Here is a 22,797-nt window from a genome sequence, read left to right as displayed (position 1 = left end):
GGACCGGTCAAATAACCTTTGTCTAACGAACGCATCTCTGCTGCTGCAGGGATGCTTTTTTGTTGTACCGGGGGTTCCCCCAAAAGTAATCGGAATCGGCATCGAAGCTTGGCTTCACTTTTGGGGGAATTGTTCCGATTGTGCAACGCATTGGCGAGCCGCATTCCGGTGCGGCTTGGAGAGGAGAGAGAAGGAACATGGAACAGCGCGAGCAGGAGCTTCAGAATGTGATCCGTCTGGCGGAGAGGTACAACGTCATTCCCGTCGTCCGCCGGCTGATGGCCGATACGGAAACGCCGATCCGGGTGTTTCAGCAGCTGGGCCGGGAAGGCCGGGCGTTCTTGCTGGAAAGCGTGGAGGGCGGCATCAAGTGGGCGAGATATTCGTTCATCGGCACCGATCCTTTCCTCGTCCTCAGGCTGAAGAAGAACAAGGCGACGCTGACGGAAGGGAAAAGGACGCAATCGTTCTTCACGGACGATCCGCTGAAGCTGCTGCGGGAGCGGCTGCGCAGCTATCGCAGCCCCGCGCTGCCGGAGCTGCCTCCGTTTACGGGAGGAGCGATCGGATTTTTCGGCTACGATCTGCTGCAATATTATGAACGGAAGCTGCCGTCTCACCCTGTCGACGATCTGGTGATGGACGACATGCACTTCCTGTTCTGCGACCGGGTCGTCGTGTTCGACCATCTGAAGCAGCAGGTGCTCGTCATCGGCAACGTGCACGTCAAGGACGGCGCCTCCGAAGCGGACATCCGCATCGCGTACCAGGATGCCTGCCTCGGCATCGAGGAGACGATTCGGCGCCTGCAAAGTCCGGCGGCTCCGGCGGCATCGGCGGCCGGCGCGCCTCCGGCCGATCCGGATCTCGGAGACGTGCGCTCCAACCTGACCAAGGAGCAGTTCATCCGCAACGTGGAGCGGGCGAAGGAATATATCCGGGCGGGCGACATTTTCCAGGTCGTGCTCTCGCAGCGGTTCCACATCGAGACGGAGGTCGATCCGCTGCTCGTGTACCGGGTGCTTCGAACGATGAACCCGTCGCCGTACATGTACATGTTGAAGCTGGACGAAGAAGTGATCGTCGGCACGTCGCCGGAGCTGCTCGTCAAGGTCGACGGCGACCGCGTGGAGACGCGCCCGATCGCCGGAACGCGGCCGCGCGGCAAGACGCCGGAAGAGGATAAGGCGCTCGAACGGGAACTGCTGGCCGACGAGAAAGAGCGGGCCGAGCACGTTATGCTCGTCGATTTGGGACGCAACGACCTCGGAAGAGTATCCGACTACGGCACGGTCAAGTGCGATTCCTACATGGAGATCGAGCGCTATTCCCACGTCATGCACATCGTGTCCAACGTGACCGGCAAGCTGCGGCAGGACAAAGATTTCTTCGACGCCTTCCTCTCCTGCCTGCCGGCGGGAACGGTATCGGGAGCGCCGAAGCTGCGGGCGATGGAGATTATCGCCGAGCTGGAGAGCGAAGCCCGCGGCGCGTACGCCGGCGCGATCGGCTATCTCGGCTTCTCGGGCAACCTCGACACCTGCATTACGATCCGCACGATCATTTTCAAGAACGGCAAGGCTTATGTGCAAGCGGGCGCGGGAATCGTCTGGGATTCGGTGCCCGAGAAGGAATACGAGGAGACGGTCAACAAAGCCAAAGGCATGCTGAAGGCGATTCGCGCCGCGGAGGCGGCGTTCCCGAAGCGGGATAAGCTGGCCGCGGCCGGCGAACGGCGGACGAATCTGGATTACGCCTGACGGATCTTGAAGCGAATGGATGAGGAGGAGAAAAGATGAGCGGAGATGAGCAAATGATGAGTATGCCGCAGGCGCTCGCCAGGCTGACGAGCGGCGGCGATTTGACGCTGGAGGAAGCGAAGGCGGTTATGAGCCTGATTATGCGCGGCGAAGCGACCCCGTCGCAGATCGCGGGAGTCGTCGTCGCTCTGCGGATGAAGGGGGAGACGGTGGACGAGATTACCGGCTTCGCCGAAGCGATGCGCTCGTTCTCGGATCGCGTCCGCACGGAGAACGAAGACCTGTTGGACACCTGCGGCACCGGAGGCTCCGGCATTCACAAATTCAACATCTCGACTTCCTCGGCGATCATCGCGGCTGCGGCCGGAGCCCGCGTCGCCAAGCACGGCAACCGCGCCATGTCGGGCAAAGCCGGCAGCGCGGACGTGCTGGAGGCGCTCGGCGTCAACATCTCGCTCACGGCGGAGCAAGCGGCCGATTGTCTGGCGCGGACCGGCATCTGCTTCATGTTCGCGCAGCTCTACCATCCCGCGCTGAAGCACGCGGCCGTGCCGCGCCGGGAGCTGGGCGTTCGGACGATCTTCAACATGCTCGGGCCGCTCGCCAATCCCGCGAACGCCGATCGTCAGCTGATGGGGCTGTACGACCGGACGAAAACCGAGACGGTCGCGAAGGTGCTCGGACGGCTCGGCCTGAAGCGCGCGATGGTCGTCGGCAGCCACGACGGGCTGGACGAGATCAGCATCTCCGCGCCGACGCGAATCTCCGAACTGAAGGACGGCGAAGTGACGACTTACGATATTACGCCGGAGCAGCTCGGGTTGAAGACCGTGCCGCTCGGCGAGGTGCAGGGAGGCGACGCCGCCGAGAACGCGGCGATCATCCGCCGGGTGCTGGGCGGGGAGCGCAGCGCTTACCGCGAAGTCGTGCTGGCGAACGCGGGCGCCTGCCTTTACGTGGCGGGCCGGGCGGAGACGCTGGCAAGCGGAGTCGAACTGGCGGCGCGGACGATCGATTCGGGCGCCGCTCTGGACAAGTTACAGCAATGGATTGCGACGACAGGAGAAGTGACCACCTATGTTTCTTGATCGGATAGTCGCCACGAAGCGGCAAGAGGCGGAGCGTCTGAAGGATCGGCTCACAATCGCGGAAGCGGAGCGGACGATCGCGTCCATGCCCGCGTGTCTCGGCTTCGAGTCGGCGCTGCGGGAAGGGCGGCGCAAGCGGCCGGTCGGCCTGATCGCGGAAGTGAAGAAGGCGAGCCCGTCCAAAGGGCTCATCCGGCCGGACTTCGAGCCGGTCGCGCTGGCGAAGGCATACGAGGCCGCGGGAACGGACTGCATCTCCGTGCTGACGGATGTGGAATATTTTCAAGGCAGCAACGAGTATTTGACCCGGGTGCGGGCGGAGACGAACGTCCCGCTGCTGCGCAAAGATTTCACGATCGACGAGCGCCAAATTTACGAGGCTCGCCTGATCGGCGCGGACGCGGTGCTGCTCATCGCCGCCATCTTGACGAAGGAGCAGCTGAGCTCCTTCCACGATCTCGCGCGCTCCCTCGGATTGGATGTGCTCGTCGAGGTGCATAACCGCGCCGAGCTGGAGACGGTGCTGGACATCGGCAAAGCGACGCTGATCGGCGTCAACAACCGCGACTTGCATACGTTCGTCACCGACCTGAACGTCACCGAGCAGCTGATCGGGCTGCTCCCGCAAGGCGTGACGGCGGTGAGCGAGAGCGCCATCTCCACGCCGGACGACATCGCGTTCGTGCGCCGGGCGGGCGCGCAGGCGGTGCTCGTCGGCGAGCATTTTATGCGGCAGCGCGACGTCGGCGAGGCGGTCGACGCCTTGCTCGGTCCGGCGGCGAAGGGAATCTCGCGGCGATGAGGGATTCGACGCGTCCGCTGGTCAAAATATGCGGCATCCGCGAGGAGCGCACGCTGGAAGGCATGAACGGGTTGCCGGTCGACTACGTCGGCTTCGTGTTCGCGAAGAGCAAGCGCCAGGTAACGCCGTCCCGTGCGGCGGCGCTGCTGGAGACGGCGTCGCGGACGACGATGGCCGGAGGGCGGCCTCCGCGGGCGGTCGGCGTGTTCGTCGATCCGACGATGGAAGAGCTCGCGGACACGCTTCGCACGGTCCGGCTCGACGTCGTGCAGCTGCACGGGCGGGAGACGCCCGCGTTTTGCCGCGAAGCGGCGGCGCGCTTCGGCGTCGAAATATGGCGCGCCTTGCCCGCCGAAGGGAGCGAGGCGGACGAAGCGTCGCCATCCGCGGAAGAAGAAGCCGGCGCGGCCCGGCTTCAAGCCTATCGCGGCGCGGTATCCGCCGTGCTGATCGACACCGCCGGCGGAGGCACGGGCAAGACGTTCCGCTGGGATCTGATCCCGGATTATCAGGAAGAAGCCCGCAAGCTGGGGCTGAAGCTGTTCGTCGCGGGAGGCCTTAGCCCCGACAACGTAGGGGAGCTTCTCGCGCGGTACGCGCCGGACGGCGTGGACATCTCCAGCGGCGTGGAGACCGAAGGCGTCAAAGACAACGCCAAAATCGCCGCTTTCGCGGAAAGGGTGAAGCAATCGATATGAACCAGGTACCTGATACTTACGGACGCTTCGGGCCGTTCGGCGGCCGGTACGTGCCGGAGACGCTCATGAACGCGCTGATCGAGCTCGAAGAAGCGTATAACCGATACAAGGACGATCCCGATTTTGTGGCGGAGCTCCGCTATTTGCTTAAACAATATGCGGGACGGCCTTCGCCGCTTTATTACGCGGAAAGGCTGACGAAGCATCTCGGCGGCGCCAAAATTTATTTGAAGCGCGAGGATTTGAACCATACCGGCTCGCACAAGATCAACAACGCGCTCGGACAAGCGCTGCTGGCGAAGCGGATGGGCAAAAAGAAAGTGATCGCGGAGACCGGAGCCGGCCAGCACGGCGTGGCCACCGCGACGGTGGCGGCGCTGCTCGGCATGGAGTGCAAGGTGTTCATGGGCGAGGAAGACACGAAGCGCCAGAAGCTGAACGTGTTCCGGATGAATCTGCTCGGTACCGAAGTCGTTCCCGTCACTTCCGGAACGAGGACGTTGAAGGACGCCTGCAACGAGACGCTGCGCTACTGGGTCAGCCATGTGGACGACACGTATTACATTCTCGGCTCCGTCACCGGGCCGCATCCTTATCCGATGATGGTTCGCGATTTCCAGCGGATTATCGGCGTGGAAACGAAGGAGCAGATTCTGGAGCAGGAAGGGCGCCTGCCGGACGCGATCGTGGCCGCCGTCGGCGGAGGCAGCAACGCGATGGGCATCTTCCACGACTTCGTCGGCGACGCGTCCGTCCGTCTCATCGGCGTTGAAGCCGCCGGACGCGGGGTCGACACCGACAAGCACGCGGCGACGATGACGAAGGGCCGCCCCGGCGTGTTCCAAGGCTCGATGAGCTACGTGCTGCAGGACGAAGGCGGGCAAGTGCAGGAAGCCCATTCCATCTCGGCGGGCCTCGACTACCCCGGCATCGGTCCGGAGCATGCCTACCTCAAAGATACGAAGCGGGCCGAGTACGTGCCGATTACCGACGCCGAAGCGCTTGAAGCGCTGCAGCTGCTGTCCCGGCAGGAAGGCATCATCCCCGCGCTCGAGTCGTCGCACGCCATCGCCCAGACGATCAAGCTGGCGCCGACGCTGCCGAAGGACGCCATCGTCGTCGTCAGCTTGTCCGGCCGCGGCGACAAGGACGTCGAAGCGATTATGCCTTATGTGGGAGGGGACGCGAAATGAGTCTGGCGACCGCAAACAAAATCGACGCCGTCTTCGCCGAATTGAAGGCGAAGGGCGAGACGGCGCTCATTCCGTTCCTGACGATGGGCGATCCGGACCTCGCCGTCTCGGTCGAGCTCGTGCAGGCGTCGGAAGCCGCCGGTGCGCACATGATCGAGCTCGGCGTTCCATACTCCGATCCGCTTGCCGACGGGCCGGTCATTCAGCGGGCGTCCGAACGCGCGCTCACGAACAAGATCAGCCTGATCGACTGCATGGGGGTTGCGGCCGAAGCCCGCCGGCGCGGCGTGCAAATGCCCTTCATCCTGTTCACGTACTTTAATCCGGCGCTGCAGCTCGGGCTGGAACGGTTTTTCGCCCTGCTCAAGGAGCACGACTTCAGCGGCGTCATCATTCCCGACCTGCCGATCGAAGAAGACGGAGAGGTTCGCGCCATCGCGGAACGGACCGGCATTCACCTCATCCCGCTCGTCGCCCCGACTTCGGAGGCGCGGGTGGAGCGCATCGCCTCCAAGGCGCGCGGTTTCGTCTATTGCGTCTCGTCCCTCGGCGTGACGGGCGTCCGGTCGTCGTTCCACGAAGGCATCGAATCGTTCCTCGCGACCGTACGCAATGCGGCCAGCGTGCCGATCTGCGTCGGCTTCGGCATCTCGTCCCGCGAGCAGGCGGAACGGTTCTCCGGCCTTTGCGACGGCGTCATCGTCGGCAGCGCCATCGTTCGCCAGGTCGAAGAAGCGCTGCCTCAGCTGCGCAGCCCGGACGAGGCCGTCCGCCGCGCCGGCGTGGATGCGGTCCGTTCGTTCATCGCCGGTTTGAAGCCGCGTTCCCGGCGCTCGTAACAGCCGGAAAGTCCGGTTCGGACTTTTCCATCTGTACAGCTTTCCTTCCTTGTGTCACAATAGAAAACAGATGAACTCGCGGAGCGTGTTTCTTGCGCTCCGTTTTGAATTGCAATCGTAAACGTATCGCTAGCGTCATTACAGGAGGTTATCCCATGCAACCGAAACCGAATATCGTTCATCTGCCGGTCTACCAGCCGGGCAAACCCGTCGAGGAAGTGAAGCGCGAGCTCGGACTGACCGAGGTCGTCAAGCTGGCGTCCAACGAGAATCCGTTCGGCTGTTCGCCGAAAGCGGTCGAGGCGATCCGGCGCGAGCTGGACAACGTCAGCATTTATCCCGACGGCGCGGCTGTCGATTTGACCGCGGCGCTCGCCAAGAAGCTCGGCGTCGAGCCCGACCAGATCATTTTCGGCGCCGGATCGGACGAAGTCATCCTGATGATCGCCCGCGCGTTCTTGCTGCCCGGCGACGAGAATATTACGGCCGACCAGACGTTCCCGCAATACCGGCATAACATCGAGATCGAGAACGGCGTTGTCATCGAGGTTCCGCTGAAGAACGGCACCCACGATTTGCCAGGCATGCTGGCCAAGGTGAATCCGAAGACGAAAATCGTCTGGATTTGCAACCCGAACAACCCGACCGGCACGATCGTCACCCACGACGAAGTGGAATGGTTCCTCTCCCAGGTGCCGCCGAGCGTCATGGTCGTGCTGGACGAAGCCTACTGCGAATATGTCGACGATCCTTCGTTCCCGGACGGTCTCGCGCTGCTCAAGAAGTACCCGAATCTCGTGCTGCTGCGCACCTTTTCGAAAATTTACGGCTTGGCGTCGCTGCGCATCGGATACGGCATCGGCCGTCCGGAGCTCATCCGCTCGATCAACCAGGTGCGCGAGCCGTTCAATACGTCCCGCTTCGGCCAGGCGGCCGCATTGGCCGCTCTGGAGGACGAAGACTTCATCGCCCGCTGCCGCAAAGCGAACAAGGAAGGGCTCGCTACGCTTCGCGCCGCCTTCGACCGCCTCGGCTTGCCGGCATTCCCGGCGTACGGCAACTTCATTATGGTCGACGTGAAGCGGCCCGCTCAAGAGGTGTTCGAGGCGCTGCTTCGCAAAGGCGTCATCGTCAGAGCCGGCCACAAGCTGTACCCGACGCACATTCGCATTACGGTCGGAAGCGCGGAGCAGAACGCGAAGGTCATCGCCGCCCTGGAAGCCGTGCTTCAGGAAATCGCGGTGAAGGTGTGACCGATGGGCGCAGACAACAGCGGCTTTAGCGGCTTGAAACCGCCCGCAGCCCCGCGGGCGGCAACGAAGATCGCCATCTTCGGCGTCGGCCTGATCGGCGGCTCGCTCGCGCTTTGCTGGAAGGGCAAGCCGGGCCTGCGCGTCGTCGGCCATTCGGTCAACGCCGCATCGGTGGAGAAATACGTCTCGCTCGGCGTCGTGGACGAAGGGACGACTTCGCTCGCGGACGCCGCGGCGGACGCCGACTTTATTTTCCTGTGCGTGCCGGTCGGGCGGCTGAACGATTATATCGACGAGCTGTCCAAGCTTCCGCTCAAGCCCGGCTGCATTCTGACCGACGTCGGGAGCACGAAGGCGTCGGTCGTCGCTCACGCGGAGCGGCTCGCCTTGCAAGGAGCCGTCTTCATCGGCGGCCATCCGATGGCGGGCTCGGAGCGCTCGGGCGTGGAGGCGGCAAGCGCGGACCTGTTCGAGAACGCCTACTACGTGCTGACGCCGACCGAGGCGACGCCTCCGGAAGCCGTCGCCTCCCTGGAGAATTTGCTCCGCTGGACGCGGGCGAAGGTGGTCAAGACGGATGCCGCGGGCCACGACAGCATCGTGGGCGCGATCAGCCACCTTCCGCATATTATCGCGGTCGCGCTGGTCAACCAGATCGCCGGGTACAACGAGTCGAACGATCTGTACCGCAGTCTGGCGGCGGGAGGGTTTCGCGATATTACCCGAATCGCCTCCAGCGACCCGAAAATTTGGCGCGACATTCTGGTGAGCAACAAAGACGTGCTCCTCAAGTTGCTCGACGATTGGCGGAAGGAGATGGATCGGTTCACCCGGCTGCTCCGGGAAGAAGATGGAGAGGGCGTCGAGGAGCAGTTCCGCAAGGCGAACGACTTCCGCAACCGGCTGCCGGAGCGGCGCAAAGGCATGATCACCTCGCTGCACGAATGCTATGTGAACGTCCCCGACCAGCCGGGCGTCGTCGGCCGTATCGCCACCGAGCTCGGGCAGGCGCGGATCAACCTGAGCAACCTGCACATTATCGAGAGCCGGGAGGACGTCCCCGGCGTGCTGCGCCTGTCGTTCAGGGAGCGGGAAGATTTGGAGCGGGCGGTGGCCCTGATCCGATCCATGCATTATGAAGTTTATTTTTAATCGGAATGCTGCCTGCCAAGCGCCTCCGCCGTCCCGGAACGGCGGAGGCTTTTTTGCTTGGTCATCATTTTTATAGCGTTCGGGATCGGGCGGCTTGATGCTAAAAGAGAATGCTGCCGAGAAAACGTTCGCAAAATTTTTGAAAGCGCTTATTGACAAATTGGAAACGGATACATATAATAAAAGTACAGTATGGTTTCTCTCCACTCCTATCCAATAATTGAGTGTTCGACGTAACGCTCGCGCCGCTATTTTAGCGGCGTTTTTTGTTTTGTGCGGCGCAGTGGGCGGAAGAGAGGAACGGGCTTCTTCACATGGGCGGAATTGCGGCTTTTGCCCGGGTAAGAGGTTCATGAGAACCGGCGTGCGGGGAAGGGACAGGCGAGAACGGGCCGATTGGAGAACTTTGGAACGTTCAATTTTAATATTTTTTAAGCAAAGAAGCGCGCCCGATATGATACAATACCTTTAGTTATGTAAAATACTGGACTTGTTTTCAATTCAACTGCGCGTGAGACGCGCAACTTTTGCGTTTAGGGCCGGTATAAGGATATACCGGCCCTGAACGACCACCCTGGCAGGGGGGAGGATCGCGGAGTCCATGACCGATTCTCAGTTAATTCGGGAGATCAAGGACGGCAATGTGGATTTATATTCGATATTGATGGCAAGATACCAGAAGAAAATTCTTTCCTTCATATATCAAATGCTCCGAAGCGCAAGGCTCGAGCTGATGGCCGAAGACCTATGCTCCGAGACGTTTTACAAGGCCTACCGCAGCCTGCATTCGTTCCGGGAGATCGATGCGTCATTCTCCACCTGGCTGTATACGATCGCTCGCAATACGGTGCTCAGCGAGCTTCGCAAGCACAAAGCTGCGCATATGTCGCTGGACGACAGCGCGTACATACCGGCCGCCCCGTCGGAAGCGGCCCCGGAACAGACGCTGCTGCGCAACGAGAAGGTCACGATGGTTCGGGAGGCGATCAACAACCTGCCCGAGAAGCAGCGGTCCGCGCTTATTCTCCGGGAATACGACGGGTTGGATTATCAGGAGATCGCCAGCATATTGGGTCAGACGGTCAGCGCCGTGAAGTCGCTGTTGTTCCGCGCCCGCGCGAGCGTCAAGACGCAGATGGAGCCCTATTTCAACGAACCGGCATTCGTGCAGGATTACGAGGAGATGAAAGTTCGATGAAAAGCGACTGCGACCTCATCCAGGAGCGGTTTAACGATTATTGGGACGGCTTGGCGGAGCCTTCCGAGCGGTTGTTCATCGAGGAGCATCTGGCCGTTTGTCCGGCCTGCTCCGAGGAATTCCGCCTGTGGGAAGAGAGCTCGAAGCTGATCCGCGACTTGCAGCTCGGCGACGCCTTGACGGTTGACATCGCCACCGACGAAGAAGTGAACCAGAACGTCATGCAACGGATATACGCGGAGCAGAGCTGGTTCATGCCGGCGGTGCGGCGCACCTACTCGTTCACGGGAAGGTTCCGGCTCAAAGTCGGAGGACTGCTCGCGGCGATTCTGACCATTTTTATGGGCGGACTGTTTTATACGGTTTACAATCGGATACACGGTTCGGGCGCTCCCGCGGGGGGCGTCATGGAGACCGCCGACGCCTACGAGTCGGGCAACCGCCTGGCCAGCAACATGTTTATCGACGTTCCCGTCGCCAGCCTTAGCGACCCGATCGTGCTTCACGTAAATCCGGTTATGCCCGAATACTGGATCGCGTTGAGTTTGCTCGGCGTCATGATGACGCTGCTCATTCTGAACTGGTTTACGAGAGTGCGCGCATGAGCTCATATATGAGGATGGGATGGGTGCGTCACGGCTTGACTTCTTGGAACAAAGCGGGCAAAATCCAAGGCACGACGGACATCCCCTTAAGCGCGGAAGGGAAAATGCAGGCCCATCGGCTGGCGCACCGGTTAACCCAGGAGAGCTGGGTATGGCACGGCGTCGTCGCGAGCGATCTCCAGCGGGCGGCGATGACGGGACATATTCTGGCGGAGCGGCTCGGCATTCCGCTGCTGATGGACGAGCGGCTGAGGGAGCGTAGCTTCGGCGAAGCGGAAGGCACGACCGAAGCGGAACGGTTGGCCCGCTGGGGCAAAGACTGGCGCCGCCTTGTGCCGGACCAGGAGACGGACGCGCAGGTGAGGGCCAGGGGGCTTGCGTTCGTCGAACAGTTCGCCGATCTTCATCCGGGGGAGAGCTGGCTCGTCGTCACGCACGGCAGCTTCCTCGCGCAGATGCTCCAGGCGCTGCAGACGGGCGTGGACGATTCGCACATTTCGAATTTGTCGCTCACCATTCTCGACCGCGAGGACGGACGATGGGTTCCGATTTTGCATAACTGCACCGCCCATTTGAACGATACACCCGTTTGAGATCGGCGGGTTCTATACATATGTAGGACGTGCTGCATAGCGCGAATATGCGCCGATACGGCAGGGCAATCCAGCGAGGCGATTCAGCCTCCAAGGATTGCCCTCTTTGTCGTTATTCTCGTCAATTGCGTCCCGCAACGTTTAAACGAACGGCGATCCACCCATAATGGTAGATAAATCCTCCGGAAACGGGGAATGCCGATGAATTTGGCGGATATGCTTTGTTACGCCGATATCGACCAGTTGACCCGCATCGCCGACACGTACCGGTGCGAGTGCAGCAGCCATTCCAAGAACGAGCTGATCCAGACGATTCTGTCGACCGTTCAAAGGCGCGATGTGCTCGAATCCCGCGTCCAGGACATCAGCCTCGAGGATTTGCGCTTTCTGAACTCGCTGCTGTTCGAGCAGCGCGCGGCTTACAGCCTGGAAGAGCTGGCCGCTCGGGCGCAACTGCCGGCGCCCGAGCCGGCCTTGCAAGCTTCCGAGCCGCCGCAGCTTCAGAAGCCGGACGGGCGCGGCAAACGCCCGAAGCGGGCGGAGCCGCCTCCGCCGGAGCCGGAAAACTCGGCGCGAAGCGCGATCGCGAGATTCAAAAGGTTCGGGTGGCTGTTCAATGGCTTCTCGCACCAAACGCGGTTTCTGTATCACGTACCGGACGACGTAAAAAGGCGCTTGTGCGAAGCGCTCGACCGCAAATTCCGCGCGTCGCTCGACGTTCGCGGCGAACCTAGCGTTTACCGCGACGAGAGAGGGCTCGCGGAAGACGACGTCCGGGCGCTGCTCCTCTTCGTGCGGGACAACGACGTCCCGCTGACGGCCGACAGCGTTATGTACAAGCGTCAGCTGCAGCAGGCGCTCGAGCTGATGAACGTCGCCGAGACGGCGCCGGGGCGGAGCGCATGGCGGTTCGGCTACGGTCGCAGGTACCGGGATTACCCGGACCGCTTCTCCCTGCTGTACGATTATTGCTGCTTTGAGAATTGGCTGCAGGAGCTGCCGGACCGCCTTGCGCTGACAGCCGAAGGCGAGCGCCGGGCATCTGGAAGCGAGCGCGTCGATCCTTCCGCCCTCTACCGGTTTTGGCTCAAGCTGTACAAAACCCCGGTGCCGAACCTCATCTCGCTCGTCCAATGGGTGTCCCGGCTGGCGGGCGAATGGACGACCGTCGAGTCGATCGAGCGTATTCTGCTCCCGCTCGTCAAGCCCTTCTACTACGACACTCCCCAGGACGTGCTTCGGAAAAGGGTGCTCGGCTCGATGATGCATCTGGGGCTGCTGATGTGGGGCGAGACGGAAGGCGGAGAGCCGGTCGTCCGGATGACGCCGCAAGGAAGGCGAATGGTGACCGGCAACGAAGTTCGCTTCGAGGACCGCTTGCAATGGTCGGGCGTCTAAGGCGGGAAGCGGGAAGAGCGGGCAAGGCGGCGGGCCGCCGCAGCAGCGAGCGTGACGGCGCCGCGAGCAAGCGGCGATCTTCCGGGATGGCCGCATAGGCAAAGGTACATTGATCGGCATGGGGGCCATTGTCCTGAACGGGGCCGACATCGATGAATATGCTTTAGTGGGAGCCGGCGCGATCTAACCGGGCGACCGTTCATGCCGTTGAAAACGCACCGCATGGAATCTTCCGCCGCCATGGTGCGGGAGAGGACGACACCGTTTTGCGAAGCATGCGGCGCACGGCGGCCAGCAACGCGGAGAAAGGTTATCCGAACGCCAACCCCTAAGGAGCCCTTTACGCCGGAATTTGGAGGTGCAACCGATGGACATGAAAGTCGCCTATGAGACGTTACTGGGTTTGGCGGCGGAAATGGTCCTTGACGAGGCGCTGCGCAAACACCGGACGGAAAAGATTTACGAGGCGATCGACGATGCGCTGGCGAAGGGAGACGCGGAGACGTTCCTGCGTCTCACCGATGAGTTGAAGACCTTGCAACCGTAGAGCCGCCGCAAGCCGGCGAGCCTCAAACAGCGTTCCGCCCGGCCGGGACGGGAAACCGATGGTTTCCGCCCGGCGGGCGGTTCTTTTTTTTCCGCGAAAGTGCTTTCCTCCCGCCGGTATTTGAAGTAGGATGGACTAGGAATGTTTCCTACCTATACATACCGTGAAAGGGATGAAACAACGTGCCATTGGTCGATATGCCTCTGGAGCAACTGCAGCAATACGGGGGGATCAATCCGAAGCCGGACGATTTCGACGCTTACTGGGATCGCGCCATCGCAGAGATGCGCGCAGTGGACCCGCAGCTCTCGATAACGCCCGCTTCGTTCCAGGTGCCTTTTGCCGAATGCTACGATTTATATTTTACCGGGGTGCGTGGAGCCCGCATTTACGCGCAATACGTGAAGCCGAAGCAGGCCAAGGAGCCGCATCCGGCCATCGTTCAGTTTCACGGCTATGCCGGCAATTCAGGGGACTGGACGTCGAGACTCGGATACGCCGCGCTTGGCTTCTCGGTTCTCGCGATGGACGTCAGAGGGCAAGGCGGCAAGTCCGAAGATACCGGCGGCGTGAAAGGGAACACGCTGCGCGGCCATATTATCCGCGGAGCGGACGACCATCCGGACAACCTGCTGTTCCGGCATGTCTTCCTGGACGCGGCCCAATTGGCCGGCATCGCGATGGAATTGCCCGAAGTCGATCCGAAGCGCGTCGCCGCCAGCGGCGCTTCCCAGGGAGGCGCTTTGACGCTCGCCTGCGCCGCGTTGGAGCCGCGGATCGCGAGGCTCGCGCCCGTTTATCCGTTCCTTAGCGATTACCGCCGGGTATGGGAGATGGATTTGGCCAAGGACGCCTACGAGGAGATCCGGGACTATTTCCGGAAGTTCGATCCGACGCACGAGCGGGAAGACGCCTTTTTCCGTCAGCTAGGCTATATCGACGTCCAGCATCTCGCTCCGCGCATTCGGGGAGAAGTGCTCATGGGTGTCGGCCTCATGGATACGATCACGCCGCCGTCGACCCAATTCGCGGCTTATAACAAAATCACGGCGCCCAAACGGTTCGTCGTTTATCCCGATTTCGGCCACGAATGGCTGCCGGGCTTCGACGAGAAGGCGATGGCCTTTTTCCAGGAAATGCTCTAACGCGGGAGGAAGTCAAACGTTTATGAAATTCAGCGAGCTGGATACGGATCGATGGGCGGATTTGCAGCCTTATTTGGACACTTGCCTGCTCCCGGTCTCCGGTTTGAACGGGCGGGAGACGCCGGCCGAAGCGACGGACAAGATCGCCGCTGCCGGCGACTGGCTGGCGCCGATCGAGACGGCGTTCCGCGGAAGAACGGTCACGCTGCCGGCCTACCATTATTACGATCCGGAGGACGAAGCGGAGACGAGGCGGCTGGAGCGCTATTGCGCCAAGGTCAAGAGCGTCGGCTTCCGCTATCTCGTCATCGTCTCGGGAGAGCGTCTGCTTACGGCCGAATCGCTTCCGTTCGCCGATTTGATTGTCGGGCCCGGCAGCGCCGAAGCCCTTCCCGATACGGAAGCGATCCGGCAGGCGGTCACGTCGATGTGGAAGAATAACGGAGCGTAAGCGCTTAAAACGAGCGTGCGGCGATTGTATGCGGAAGGCGAATAAGATTCCGCCTTCGGTGTCAACAATAAGCGAGAGGAAACCGAGGCGAATTGTGACAAATTGAGAACATTTTAGTCCGGCGTTTTCACAGTTCCGTCAAATCGCCTTTGGCAATTCTTGACGCCCCCATAAGCCTGGGCTATTATAGTTATGTCTTTTGTGAACATACAGTGAAGTCCTAGAAGGGGACGCGACATTGGTGGGCAAAGGGGGTTGAACATATGGACCACAAAGAGCAGCATGAAACCGCGCACAAGCCGATCAAGCGCAAAGAAATGACACGGAGACAGTTTCTGTCTTATACGCTGGGCGGCGCAACCGCATTCATGAGTATGGGAGCCGTTCTGCCGATGCTGCGGTTTGCCGTCGATCCGATTCTGACGAAGAAGCAGACCGGCGCGTTCGTGAAGGTTATCGAAGAGAAGGACGTCACCACGGAACCGAAGCAGGTGTCTTTCAAAGTTCACCAGGTTGACGGCTGGTACGAGAGCGATCCGAAGCTGGAAGCTTACATCGCCAAGGGGGACGACGGCAAGATTTTCGCCTTGTCTCCGGTGTGCAAGCATCTCGGCTGTACGATTAGCTGGAGCGGTTCGGAGGCGCCGAACCTGTACCACTGTCCTTGCCACGGAGCACGATATACGAAGGACGGGAAAAATTTAAAGGTGGCGCCCAAGCCGTTGGACGAGTACGAAGTGAAAGTCGAGAACGGTTGGGTATACCTCGGTCCGCTCGAGCCTAACACACGGGTTAAATAAGGGGGGCGTTTCGTCTCATGTTCAAAAGCATGTACAATTGGATTGACGAACGTCTGGATGTCACGCCGATGTGGAGGGACATCGCCGATCACGAGGTGCCTGAGCACGTCAACCCGGCGCATCACTTCTCCGCTTTCGTTTACTGCTTCGGCGGCCTGACGTTTTTCATCACCGTCATTCAGATCCTTTCGGGGATGTTTTTGACGATGTATTACGTGCCAGACATTATCAACGCCTACTACAGCGTCGACTATCTCCAGCATCAGGTCGCATTCGGCGGCATCGTCCGCGGCATGCACCACTGGGGCGCAAGTCTGGTTATCGTAATGATGTTCTTACATACGCTGCGCGTGTTCTTTACCGGTTCCTACAAAGCGCCGCGCGAAATGAACTGGGTCGTCGGCATGCTCATTTTCTTCGTCATGCTGGGCCTCGGATTCACGGGCTACCTGCTGCCGTGGGACAACAAGGCGTATTTCGCCACCAAGGTCGGCATGGAAATCGCGGGCTCGGTTCCTTGGATCGGGAGTTATATCAAGGAGTTGTTGGCGGGAGGCACGATCGTCGGAGCGCAAACGCTCACCCGTTTCTTCGCGATCCACGTGTTCTTCTTGCCTGGCGTGCTGCTGACGCTGCTGGCCGCACACTTCTTCATGATTCGAAAACAGGGCATTTCCGGGCCGCTGTAAGAGAGAGGAGAGTGGCAAGCTTTGGCACACGGACATAACCCTAACGAGAAAGTCGTCTACGTCGGCGACTCCCGCATACGCAAGCCGGGCAACCGACCGGCGCCGCCTGACTACACCGCCTTTCCGGGCAAGTCGGAAGCGTTCATTCCGAACTTCCTGCTCAAGGAATGGATGGCGGGCGTCGTCGTACTGGTCGGGTTCCTCGTCTTGACGATCGCGGAACCGGCGCCGCTCGGCTATCCGGCGGATCCGCTGAACGGGTCGTTCATTCCGATGCCGGACTGGTACTTCCTGTTCATCTATCAATTGCTGAAATATCCGTACACGTCGGAAAATTACGTCGTGCTCGGCACGATCGGCATCCCGGGCATCGCGTTCATCGGCCTGCTCCTGGCGCCGTTCCTCGACACCGGCAAGGAGCGCCGCTTCTACCGCCGTCCGATCGCTTCGTCGCTGATGATCGTCTCGCTTATCGCCAGCTTTTACCTCACGTGGGTATCCTGGGATCACTACCAGGAAGAGCTGGAGAAGAACGGCGTCACGCCGGAGCATATCGAACGGGAAGAGAAGAACCGCGAGTCCATCGAGCAAGGCAAGGGACGCTGGATTCCCGGCAAGGAGAAGGAAGTCGCTCTGGTCAAGGCCGACGATCCCGCGTTCTCGCTCATGCAGAAGGCGCAGTGCATCGCCTGCCACGGCAACGAGTTGGAAGGCGGAGGCGGTCCTTCGCTTCGCGGTATCGGCGACAAGCTCAGCAAGGACGAGATCGTCGACACGATTACGAACGGACGCGCGAACGGCGCGATGCCTTCCTTCAAAGGTCAGCTTAGCGAGGCGGAGATCGACCAAATCGCGACCTGGCTGTCCCAGCAGAAGGCGGAAGCCGCCGAATAACCGCAAGGAGAATAACCTGGCCGCCCTGGCCAGGTTTTTTCACAATCGACAGGACAAGCCGTCCGAACGAACGGAGGGACATCGATGGGCTTGAGGTATTATTTCTCGAAGGCGTTCCTGCTTCATCCGACGCTGCTGACGCTGCTGACGATTTTTTACGTTCCGGGCACGGTATACGGTTACCTCTGGTATCGGGATCAGCTGAACGACACTTGGAACGAGCATCCGCATTGGCAGCTCCCGTTCGTTCCCGACAGCCCGACGGCGTCGCTGTTCTTCACGATCGCGCTTCTCTGGCTGTGGATTCGTCCGCAGCGGCCCGCATCCAGTGGGGGAAGGGCTGTCCGCAGCCTTGTGGAGGCGCTGGCGGTCGTCACCTCGATCAAATACGGCGTTTGGGCGGCCGCGATCATTTTTGCGGGGGCCGCGCAAGGGGACGTTCTCGTCTGGCAGCATTGGATGTTGGTCGTCTCTCACGGCGCGATGGCGATCTGCGCGGTTCTGTATGCGCGATTTTTCGGCTTCGGCGGGGCGGCGCTTGCCGCCGCCGCGGCATGGACGTTCCTGAACGACGCCGTGGACTACGGCTTCGGCGTTTATCCCTATCTTCCGTTCGAGCTTCAGGACGATTTGGCCGGCGTAGCGTGGTTTACGTTTATGTTGACCGCGCTCAGCGTTGCGGTCGCGGCGTGGGCCCGGTTCGCGCCGGGAATGAAGCGCGGCGCCGCGCTCGTTCCGAACAAGCGGTTCTAACGATGGACATCCCCTCATAGGCTGTTGGCAGGAGGGGATGTCCATGCCATATTCGGAGACGCGCGAGAGCGGAGCATGGATTCGGAACATCGCGCTCGCCCTGCTGGCGGCGCTGGCGCTGCTCGGCGGTCCGGCGGCCGCTTCCGCGGAACCTGCAGCCGCCGGCGAATCGGGGGCTGCGGCGATCGGCGCGTTCCACCGGTCGGCCGAATCGCTGTACGAGGCGTTGCGTCAAACGGACAGGCTGCAGGCGACCCGGGCGCTGAAAGAGCTGGAGGACGCGTTCCGCAGCTTGCCCATGACCGGGATCGCCACGGCGGAAGGCGTTCAGGCGCTCGCGGGAAGTGTGACGGAGATGAAGCGGGCGCTCGCGTCCGTGACGCCCGACGATGATCGGATCGAGCAGGCGGCCGGCGCGCTGCGGCTGGCAGCGGATGCGCTGGCGAATCCGGAGAAGCCGATCTGGCTGCAATATCGTTCGATCCTAAGGGAAGATGTGCGGTCGCTGGAAGCCGGATTGGGGACGAAGCCCGAATCGGCATCGCCGGCGGCGCGCAAGGCGTTCGAGTCGGTCGAAGAGCATTACCGGTTGATCCGGACGGCGGCCGCGCTGAGCCGGGAGCCCTACGTGATCGAGCGCGCGGATTCGGTGATGCGGTACGCGGAACGGGTGTTGAAGCCGGACCGGCCCGATCCGAAGCTGCTGAAGGGCTTGCCTGCGAACATACGCGAGGCGATGGAGGGGTTGTTCCCATCCGGGAACGAGGAGCCGACCGCGGTTCCGGCGGTTATGCCCCCGACCTGGGGCTTTACCGCAACGATCGGATCGATCATCGTCACGATTTTGTCCTGGGCGGGATGGCGGCGTTACCGCTACGACCGGGATCACCCGAAGGGCGGCAGCGGCGGCGCTCAAGACGGGGCCGGCCGGGGACGCCGATGGCTATGGGTTATTCCTCCTCGCGGAAGCCTTCCCCTAGCACATCGTGCACGTCGGCTATAACGATAAAAGCCTGTCTGTCATGCTGGCGGACCAGGCTTTTTAATTTGCGGATCTCGAATCGGCTGACGACGCAGTACACCATCATGCGCCGTTCGCCCGAATACGCTCCGATACCGGAGAGCAGCGTCACGCCCCGGTCCAGCTCTCGCGTAATGGTCGCGGCCAGCTTCTCGGGCTCCCGGCACAAAATCGAGAACGCTTTGGCCGCATAAGCGCCTTCCTGGATGAAGTCGATGACCCGGGACGAGATAAAGACGCTGACCAGCGTATACAGCACTTTCTCCTTCGGAATGAACAGCAGGGAGCTGCCGAGAATGACGATGTCCATCGCCAGGATGATTTGCCCCATGCTCCATCCCCGCCAGCGATGGACGATCCGTGCGATAATATCGACGCCTCCCGTCGTACCGCCAGAGCGGAAGACGAGCCCGAGCCCCGCTCCGAGCGTGACGCCCGCGTACAGGACGACCAGGATGAAATCGTGCTCGGTCGTGAACGGCTTGATCCAGCCCCGATCGATCGTCTGTTCCCAAATCCACAGGAACAAGGACAAGAGCAGCGTGCCGCCGATCGTATAAATCATCGCTTCGCGCCCGAGTTTGCGCCATCCGAACACGAACAAAGGGAGGTTGATGGCGAGCGTCGTCGCGGCCGGCGGCAATCCCGCCGCGTATTGCAGCAAGACGGTTATCCCGGTAACGCCGCCTTCCATCAGCCTATTGGGAAGAATAAAGTATTCGATTCCGAACGCATAGATGGCCGCTCCCAGGGCGAGAACGGTCCAGGTCCGCAAAGCTTCTTTGTATCGCATTCCGTTCATAGACATGGCTCCCCGTACGAAATTGCATTTGTCTTTGCCGGCATCTTAGGCTAACATAGGATTGACACGCTTCCGGCGGTCGCCTGCGCCCGATATCTGTCGAAGGCGATACGCGCGAAGCGACTCGTTCAAATCGATTATAATCGGAATGCTCCAAAGAAAGGAAGCGCACGATGGGAGAGTCTCGAATCGTCGGCAAACCGCTCGCCGAGAAGACGCTGGCCGAAATCCAGCGTGAAGTGGACGCTTACATAACCCAATTCAAAGAAGGCTACTTTTCTCCGCTTGCCTTGCTGGCGAGAATGACCGAAGAAGTCGGCGAGCTGGCCCGGGAAGTCAATCACCAATTCGGAGAGAAGCCCAAGAAGGCGGAGGAAGCCGACAATTCGGTCGAGATGGAGCTGGGCGACGTCCTGTTCATCGTCCTCTGCTTCGCCAATTCCTTAGGCATCGACCTGACGGAAGCGCACAATCGGGTTATGCATAAATTCAATACGCGGGACGCGAACCGTTGGACGAAGAAGGACACCGACAATCCGTAGCGATCATATGCTGTACCATCCCCAAGGCAAGCAAGAGAGGAGGATGGTCCGGCATGAACGGGGAGAGCTGCGTTCAACAAGCGTACGAATCGATCTTCCGCGGCGATTTCGAAGCGGCGGCGGCTTGGTTCGAACGTGCGGTGGAAGCGGATCCCAACAATCCGTCCTACTATTACAGAGGCTCGATTACGCTTGCCAGAAGCGGCAGATTGGCTTCGGCCCTGGCGTACGCCCGCCGGGCGGCGGAACTGGCTCCGTACGAACCGGCCTATGCATTTCAATTGCGATTGCTGCAGTCTCGGCAGAAGATCGCGGAGGCGCAGGCGCTGCTTACGCAAAGCCCTCCGCAGGCGAAACCGGCGGTCGGGCTGCTGCGCGAGGCGTTCCGGCTGGATCCGCTGGCGGCCGACGCCCGGCTGCTGCTCGGCGCCGCTTACCGACTGCTGGGCGATTATGGCCAAGCCTTGGAGGCGATTCAGGACGCTCTCCAGCTCAATCCGCAATACGAAGAGGCGCGAAGATTGCTTCACGAGGTGCGATCCGAACGCCGAAGAAAGCTCAAACAGCTCAATCCATCCAACCATCGAAAAAGGGACAGGTGAATCGAATGTCGCAACGCATTACCGTCGCGGTTGCGGGCGCCTCCGGGCGCATGGGCCGCGAAGTCGTCAAAATGGTGCTCGAAGATCCCGAACTGAAGCTGGCTGCGGCCATCGCCAGGTCGGCCGGACCGGTCGACGCCGGCTCTCTCGTCGGCAAGCCGGATACCGGCGTCATCGTGACGGCCGACCTGGAAGCCGCGCTGGACGCGGCGAAGCCCGACGTGCTCGTCGATTTTACCAGCCCGCAATTCGCCGTTCCGCACACCGAAGCGGCTATCCGCCGAGGCGTTCGTCCGGTCATCGGGACGACGGGATTTACCCCCGAGCAAATCGCCGAATTGGACAAGCAGTGCCGAGCCGGCGGCATCGGCGGCCTGATCGCGCCCAATTTCTCCATCGGGGCGATCCTTATGATGAAGTTTGCCGCAATGGCGGCCAAATATTTACCTCATGTCGAAATTATTGAATATCACGGAGACCAGAAGCTGGACGCCCCATCCGGAACGTCGATCAAGACGGCGGAATGGATCTCGGAGGCGAGACGCGAGTTCCGCCAGGGGAACCCGAACGAGGAAGAGATTCTCGAAGGGGCGCGAGGCGGATACTACAACGGGTTCCGCATACATAGCGTCCGGCTGCCGGGCGTATTCGCGCAGCAGGAGGTTGTGTTCGGAGGCCACGGGCAAACGCTCAAAATCCGCCACGATTCCTACGAGCGCGCCGGCTATATGCCGGGGGTCAATACCGCTATCAAAAAAGTGATGGAGACGACGGGGCTCGTTTACGGCTTCGAGCATTTTCTAGACTAACGCCGAGGAAAAGGGGATACGGTTGCCATGATGCAAATCGCATTGATCGCGCACGACCGCAAAAAGGACGAAATGGTCAACTTCGTCATCGCTTACGAGCATGTTCTGAAACCGCACAAGCTGTATGCCACGGGGACGACGGGCACCCGGATCATGGAGAGCACTTCGCTCTCCGTCCACCGCTTCATGTCCGGGCCGCTGGGCGGCGACCAGCAGATCGGAGCGCTCGTCGCGCAGGACGAGATGGATCTCATTATTTTCCTGCGCGACCCGCTCATGGCGCAGCCTCACGAGCCGGATATTACCGCTTTGCTGCGGCTTTGCGACGTGCAGGGAATTCCGGTGGCGACCAACATCGCCACGGCCGAATTGCTGGTGAAGTGCCTGGAGCGGGGCGACTTCGCCTGGCGGGAGCTCGTTCACAAATACAAGCCGGGGATCGAAGAATGAGCGCGAAGGCATCCTACGATTACGGCTTGGATATGCTCGTGTTCGCGGCGCATCCGGACGATGCGGAGATCGGCATGGGCGGAACGATCGCCAAGTCGATCCGGGACGGCCTCAAGGTCGGCTTGATCGATTTGACGTACGCGGAAATGTCGTCCAACGGCGACGTCGACACGCGTCAGAGAGAGGCGCGGGAAGCGTCTGCCGTGCTGGGCCTCACCGTGCGGGAAAACCTCGGCTTGCCGGACCGGGGCTTGCGGCTGGAAGCAAGCCAGGTGGACAAGCTCGTGTCGGCGATTCGCCGTTACCGGCCCCGCAACGTGTTCGCGCCTTACTATATCGACCGCCATCCGGACCATGTGAAGTGCAGCCGCATGGTCGAAGAAGCGGTGTTCAACGCCAAGCTCCGGCGCTATAAGCCCGACGAGCCGGCGTGGACGGCCGACATGCTCTATTTCTACTTTATAAATGACGTTCATGCGCCTCAGCTTGTGCTCGACGTCACGGACGTTCACGAGCAGAAAATGAAAGCGCTGCGAGCTTACCGCTCGCAATTCGAACCGTCCGGCGATCAGCAGGATTGGGTGCAAACCCCGCTCACGCAAGGCTATCTGGACAACGTAATCGCGAGAGACCGGCTGTTCGGACAGCCGAAGCGGTTCGCCTACGCCGAAGGCTTTATTCCGAAGGGACCGGTTGCAATCGACGGTTTCTGA

The 22,797-nt window shown here is 61.0% G+C and carries 26 protein-coding genes; 25 read left to right on the top strand and 1 reads right to left on the bottom strand.

Annotated elements, in window-relative coordinates; genetic code table 11:
• Positions 1-197: 197 nt before the first annotated feature.
• The 20 genes from trpE (at position 198) to G485_RS0117880 (ending at position 18,861) form a co-directional block, all read left to right on the top strand.
• The gene (gene trpE / locus G485_RS0117975) at positions 198-1,760 is read left to right on the top strand and encodes an anthranilate synthase component I (RefSeq protein WP_027093643.1); all 1,563 of its coding nucleotides are present in this window, start codon (positions 198-200) and stop codon (positions 1,758-1,760) included.
• 35 nt (positions 1,761-1,795) lie between these two features.
• On the top strand, positions 1,796-2,848 hold the full coding sequence (gene trpD / locus G485_RS0117970; RefSeq protein WP_027093642.1) for an anthranilate phosphoribosyltransferase: 1,053 nt from the start codon (positions 1,796-1,798) through the stop codon (positions 2,846-2,848).
• A complete protein-coding gene (trpC, locus tag G485_RS0117965; protein WP_027093641.1) occupies positions 2,838-3,650 on the top strand; it encodes an indole-3-glycerol phosphate synthase TrpC in 813 nt (270 codons plus the stop codon). Before trpD ends, trpC begins: the two co-directional genes overlap by 11 nt.
• Entirely contained in the window at positions 3,647-4,348 is a 702-nt protein-coding gene (locus G485_RS0117960; RefSeq protein WP_027093640.1) for a phosphoribosylanthranilate isomerase, read from the top strand. Before trpC ends, G485_RS0117960 begins: the two co-directional genes overlap by 4 nt.
• Positions 4,345-5,541 (top strand): tryptophan synthase subunit beta, encoded by a 1,197-nt coding sequence (trpB, locus tag G485_RS0117955; RefSeq protein ID WP_027093639.1) that lies wholly within the window; start codon positions 4,345-4,347, stop codon positions 5,539-5,541. Before G485_RS0117960 ends, trpB begins: the two co-directional genes overlap by 4 nt.
• Positions 5,538-6,380 (top strand): tryptophan synthase subunit alpha, encoded by an 843-nt coding sequence (gene trpA, locus G485_RS0117950; RefSeq protein WP_027093638.1) that lies wholly within the window; start codon positions 5,538-5,540, stop codon positions 6,378-6,380. Before trpB ends, trpA begins: the two co-directional genes overlap by 4 nt.
• Before the next feature lie 155 nt (positions 6,381-6,535).
• Positions 6,536-7,633 (top strand): histidinol-phosphate transaminase, encoded by a 1,098-nt coding sequence (hisC, locus tag G485_RS0117945; RefSeq protein ID WP_027093637.1) that lies wholly within the window; start codon positions 6,536-6,538, stop codon positions 7,631-7,633.
• Positions 7,634-7,636: 3 nt separating this feature from the next.
• Positions 7,637-8,785: a prephenate dehydrogenase gene (locus G485_RS0117940; RefSeq protein WP_051318391.1), complete on the top strand. Its 1,149-nt coding sequence runs from the start codon at positions 7,637-7,639 to the stop codon at positions 8,783-8,785.
• Between the two features lie 601 nt (positions 8,786-9,386).
• The gene (locus G485_RS0117935) at positions 9,387-9,983 is read left to right on the top strand and encodes an RNA polymerase sigma factor (protein WP_027093635.1); all 597 of its coding nucleotides are present in this window, start codon (positions 9,387-9,389) and stop codon (positions 9,981-9,983) included.
• Complete coding sequence (locus G485_RS0117930) at positions 9,980-10,588, top strand: anti-sigma factor family protein (RefSeq protein ID WP_027093634.1); 609 nt, start codon at positions 9,980-9,982, stop codon at positions 10,586-10,588. The genes G485_RS0117935 and G485_RS0117930 overlap by 4 nt, the downstream gene beginning before the upstream one ends.
• 8 nt (positions 10,589-10,596) lie before the next feature.
• Complete coding sequence (locus tag G485_RS0117925; protein ID WP_027093633.1) at positions 10,597-11,181, top strand: histidine phosphatase family protein; 585 nt, start codon at positions 10,597-10,599, stop codon at positions 11,179-11,181.
• A gap of 201 nt (positions 11,182-11,382) precedes the next feature.
• On the top strand, positions 11,383-12,579 hold the full coding sequence (locus G485_RS0117920; RefSeq protein WP_027093632.1) for a hypothetical protein: 1,197 nt from the start codon (positions 11,383-11,385) through the stop codon (positions 12,577-12,579).
• A 367-nt stretch (positions 12,580-12,946) separates the two neighbouring features.
• The gene (locus tag G485_RS0117915; RefSeq protein ID WP_027093631.1) at positions 12,947-13,126 is read left to right on the top strand and encodes an IDEAL domain-containing protein; all 180 of its coding nucleotides are present in this window, start codon (positions 12,947-12,949) and stop codon (positions 13,124-13,126) included.
• A gap of 182 nt (positions 13,127-13,308) precedes the next feature.
• The gene (locus G485_RS0117910) at positions 13,309-14,271 is read left to right on the top strand and encodes an alpha/beta fold hydrolase (protein ID WP_027093630.1); all 963 of its coding nucleotides are present in this window, start codon (positions 13,309-13,311) and stop codon (positions 14,269-14,271) included.
• Positions 14,272-14,293: 22 nt separating this feature from the next.
• A complete protein-coding gene (locus G485_RS0117905; RefSeq protein ID WP_027093629.1) occupies positions 14,294-14,722 on the top strand; it encodes a DUF2487 family protein in 429 nt (142 codons plus the stop codon).
• Between the two features lie 263 nt (positions 14,723-14,985).
• Complete coding sequence (locus tag G485_RS0117900; RefSeq protein ID WP_027093628.1) at positions 14,986-15,522, top strand: Rieske (2Fe-2S) protein; 537 nt, start codon at positions 14,986-14,988, stop codon at positions 15,520-15,522.
• Positions 15,523-15,539: 17 nt separating this feature from the next.
• Positions 15,540-16,211 (top strand): menaquinol-cytochrome c reductase cytochrome b subunit, encoded by a 672-nt coding sequence (gene qcrB, locus G485_RS0117895; RefSeq protein WP_027093627.1) that lies wholly within the window; start codon positions 15,540-15,542, stop codon positions 16,209-16,211.
• A 21-nt stretch (positions 16,212-16,232) separates the two neighbouring features.
• Positions 16,233-17,105, top strand: coding sequence for a menaquinol-cytochrome c reductase cytochrome b/c subunit (locus G485_RS0117890; protein ID WP_027093626.1), 873 nt, complete (start codon positions 16,233-16,235; stop codon positions 17,103-17,105).
• A gap of 84 nt (positions 17,106-17,189) precedes the next feature.
• Positions 17,190-17,858 (top strand): DUF1405 domain-containing protein, encoded by a 669-nt coding sequence (locus G485_RS0117885; protein ID WP_027093625.1) that lies wholly within the window; start codon positions 17,190-17,192, stop codon positions 17,856-17,858.
• A gap of 43 nt (positions 17,859-17,901) precedes the next feature.
• Positions 17,902-18,861, top strand: coding sequence for a sporulation protein YpjB (locus tag G485_RS0117880; RefSeq protein ID WP_027093624.1), 960 nt, complete (start codon positions 17,902-17,904; stop codon positions 18,859-18,861).
• On the opposite strand, the gene G485_RS0117875 is transcribed toward G485_RS0117880, so the two are convergent.
• Positions 18,809-19,681 (bottom strand): YitT family protein, encoded by an 873-nt coding sequence (locus G485_RS0117875; protein ID WP_027093623.1) that lies wholly within the window; start codon positions 19,679-19,681, stop codon positions 18,809-18,811. The two genes, G485_RS0117880 and G485_RS0117875, sit on opposite strands and share 53 nt — an antisense overlap.
• A gap of 173 nt (positions 19,682-19,854) precedes the next feature.
• On the opposite strand from G485_RS0117875, the gene G485_RS0117870 reads away from it, so the two are divergent.
• From G485_RS0117870 to bshB1, 5 genes are read left to right on the top strand one after another with little or no spacing between them, the layout of a single operon-like run.
• Positions 19,855-20,223: a nucleotide pyrophosphohydrolase gene (locus tag G485_RS0117870; protein ID WP_051318390.1), complete on the top strand. Its 369-nt coding sequence runs from the start codon at positions 19,855-19,857 to the stop codon at positions 20,221-20,223.
• Positions 20,224-20,276: 53 nt separating this feature from the next.
• Positions 20,277-20,825 (top strand): tetratricopeptide repeat protein, encoded by a 549-nt coding sequence (locus G485_RS0117865; RefSeq protein ID WP_027093621.1) that lies wholly within the window; start codon positions 20,277-20,279, stop codon positions 20,823-20,825.
• A 5-nt stretch (positions 20,826-20,830) separates the two neighbouring features.
• Positions 20,831-21,634 carry a 4-hydroxy-tetrahydrodipicolinate reductase gene (gene dapB, locus G485_RS0117860; protein WP_027093620.1) on the top strand — a complete coding sequence of 268 codons (804 nt, stop codon included), beginning with the start codon at positions 20,831-20,833 and terminating at the stop codon, positions 21,632-21,634.
• Between the two features lie 27 nt (positions 21,635-21,661).
• Positions 21,662-22,084 (top strand): methylglyoxal synthase, encoded by a 423-nt coding sequence (locus G485_RS0117855; RefSeq protein ID WP_027093619.1) that lies wholly within the window; start codon positions 21,662-21,664, stop codon positions 22,082-22,084.
• On the top strand, positions 22,081-22,797 hold the full coding sequence (bshB1, locus tag G485_RS0117850; protein WP_027093618.1) for a bacillithiol biosynthesis deacetylase BshB1: 717 nt from the start codon (positions 22,081-22,083) through the stop codon (positions 22,795-22,797). The genes G485_RS0117855 and bshB1 overlap by 4 nt, the downstream gene beginning before the upstream one ends.

The sequence above is a fragment of the Cohnella thermotolerans DSM 17683 genome, assembly GCF_000429825.1.
GTDB lineage: Bacteria > Bacillota > Bacilli > Paenibacillales > Paenibacillaceae > Cohnella > Cohnella thermotolerans.
Note: the sequence above shows the minus strand (reverse complement) of the source record. Positions and strands in the feature narration are given on the sequence as shown.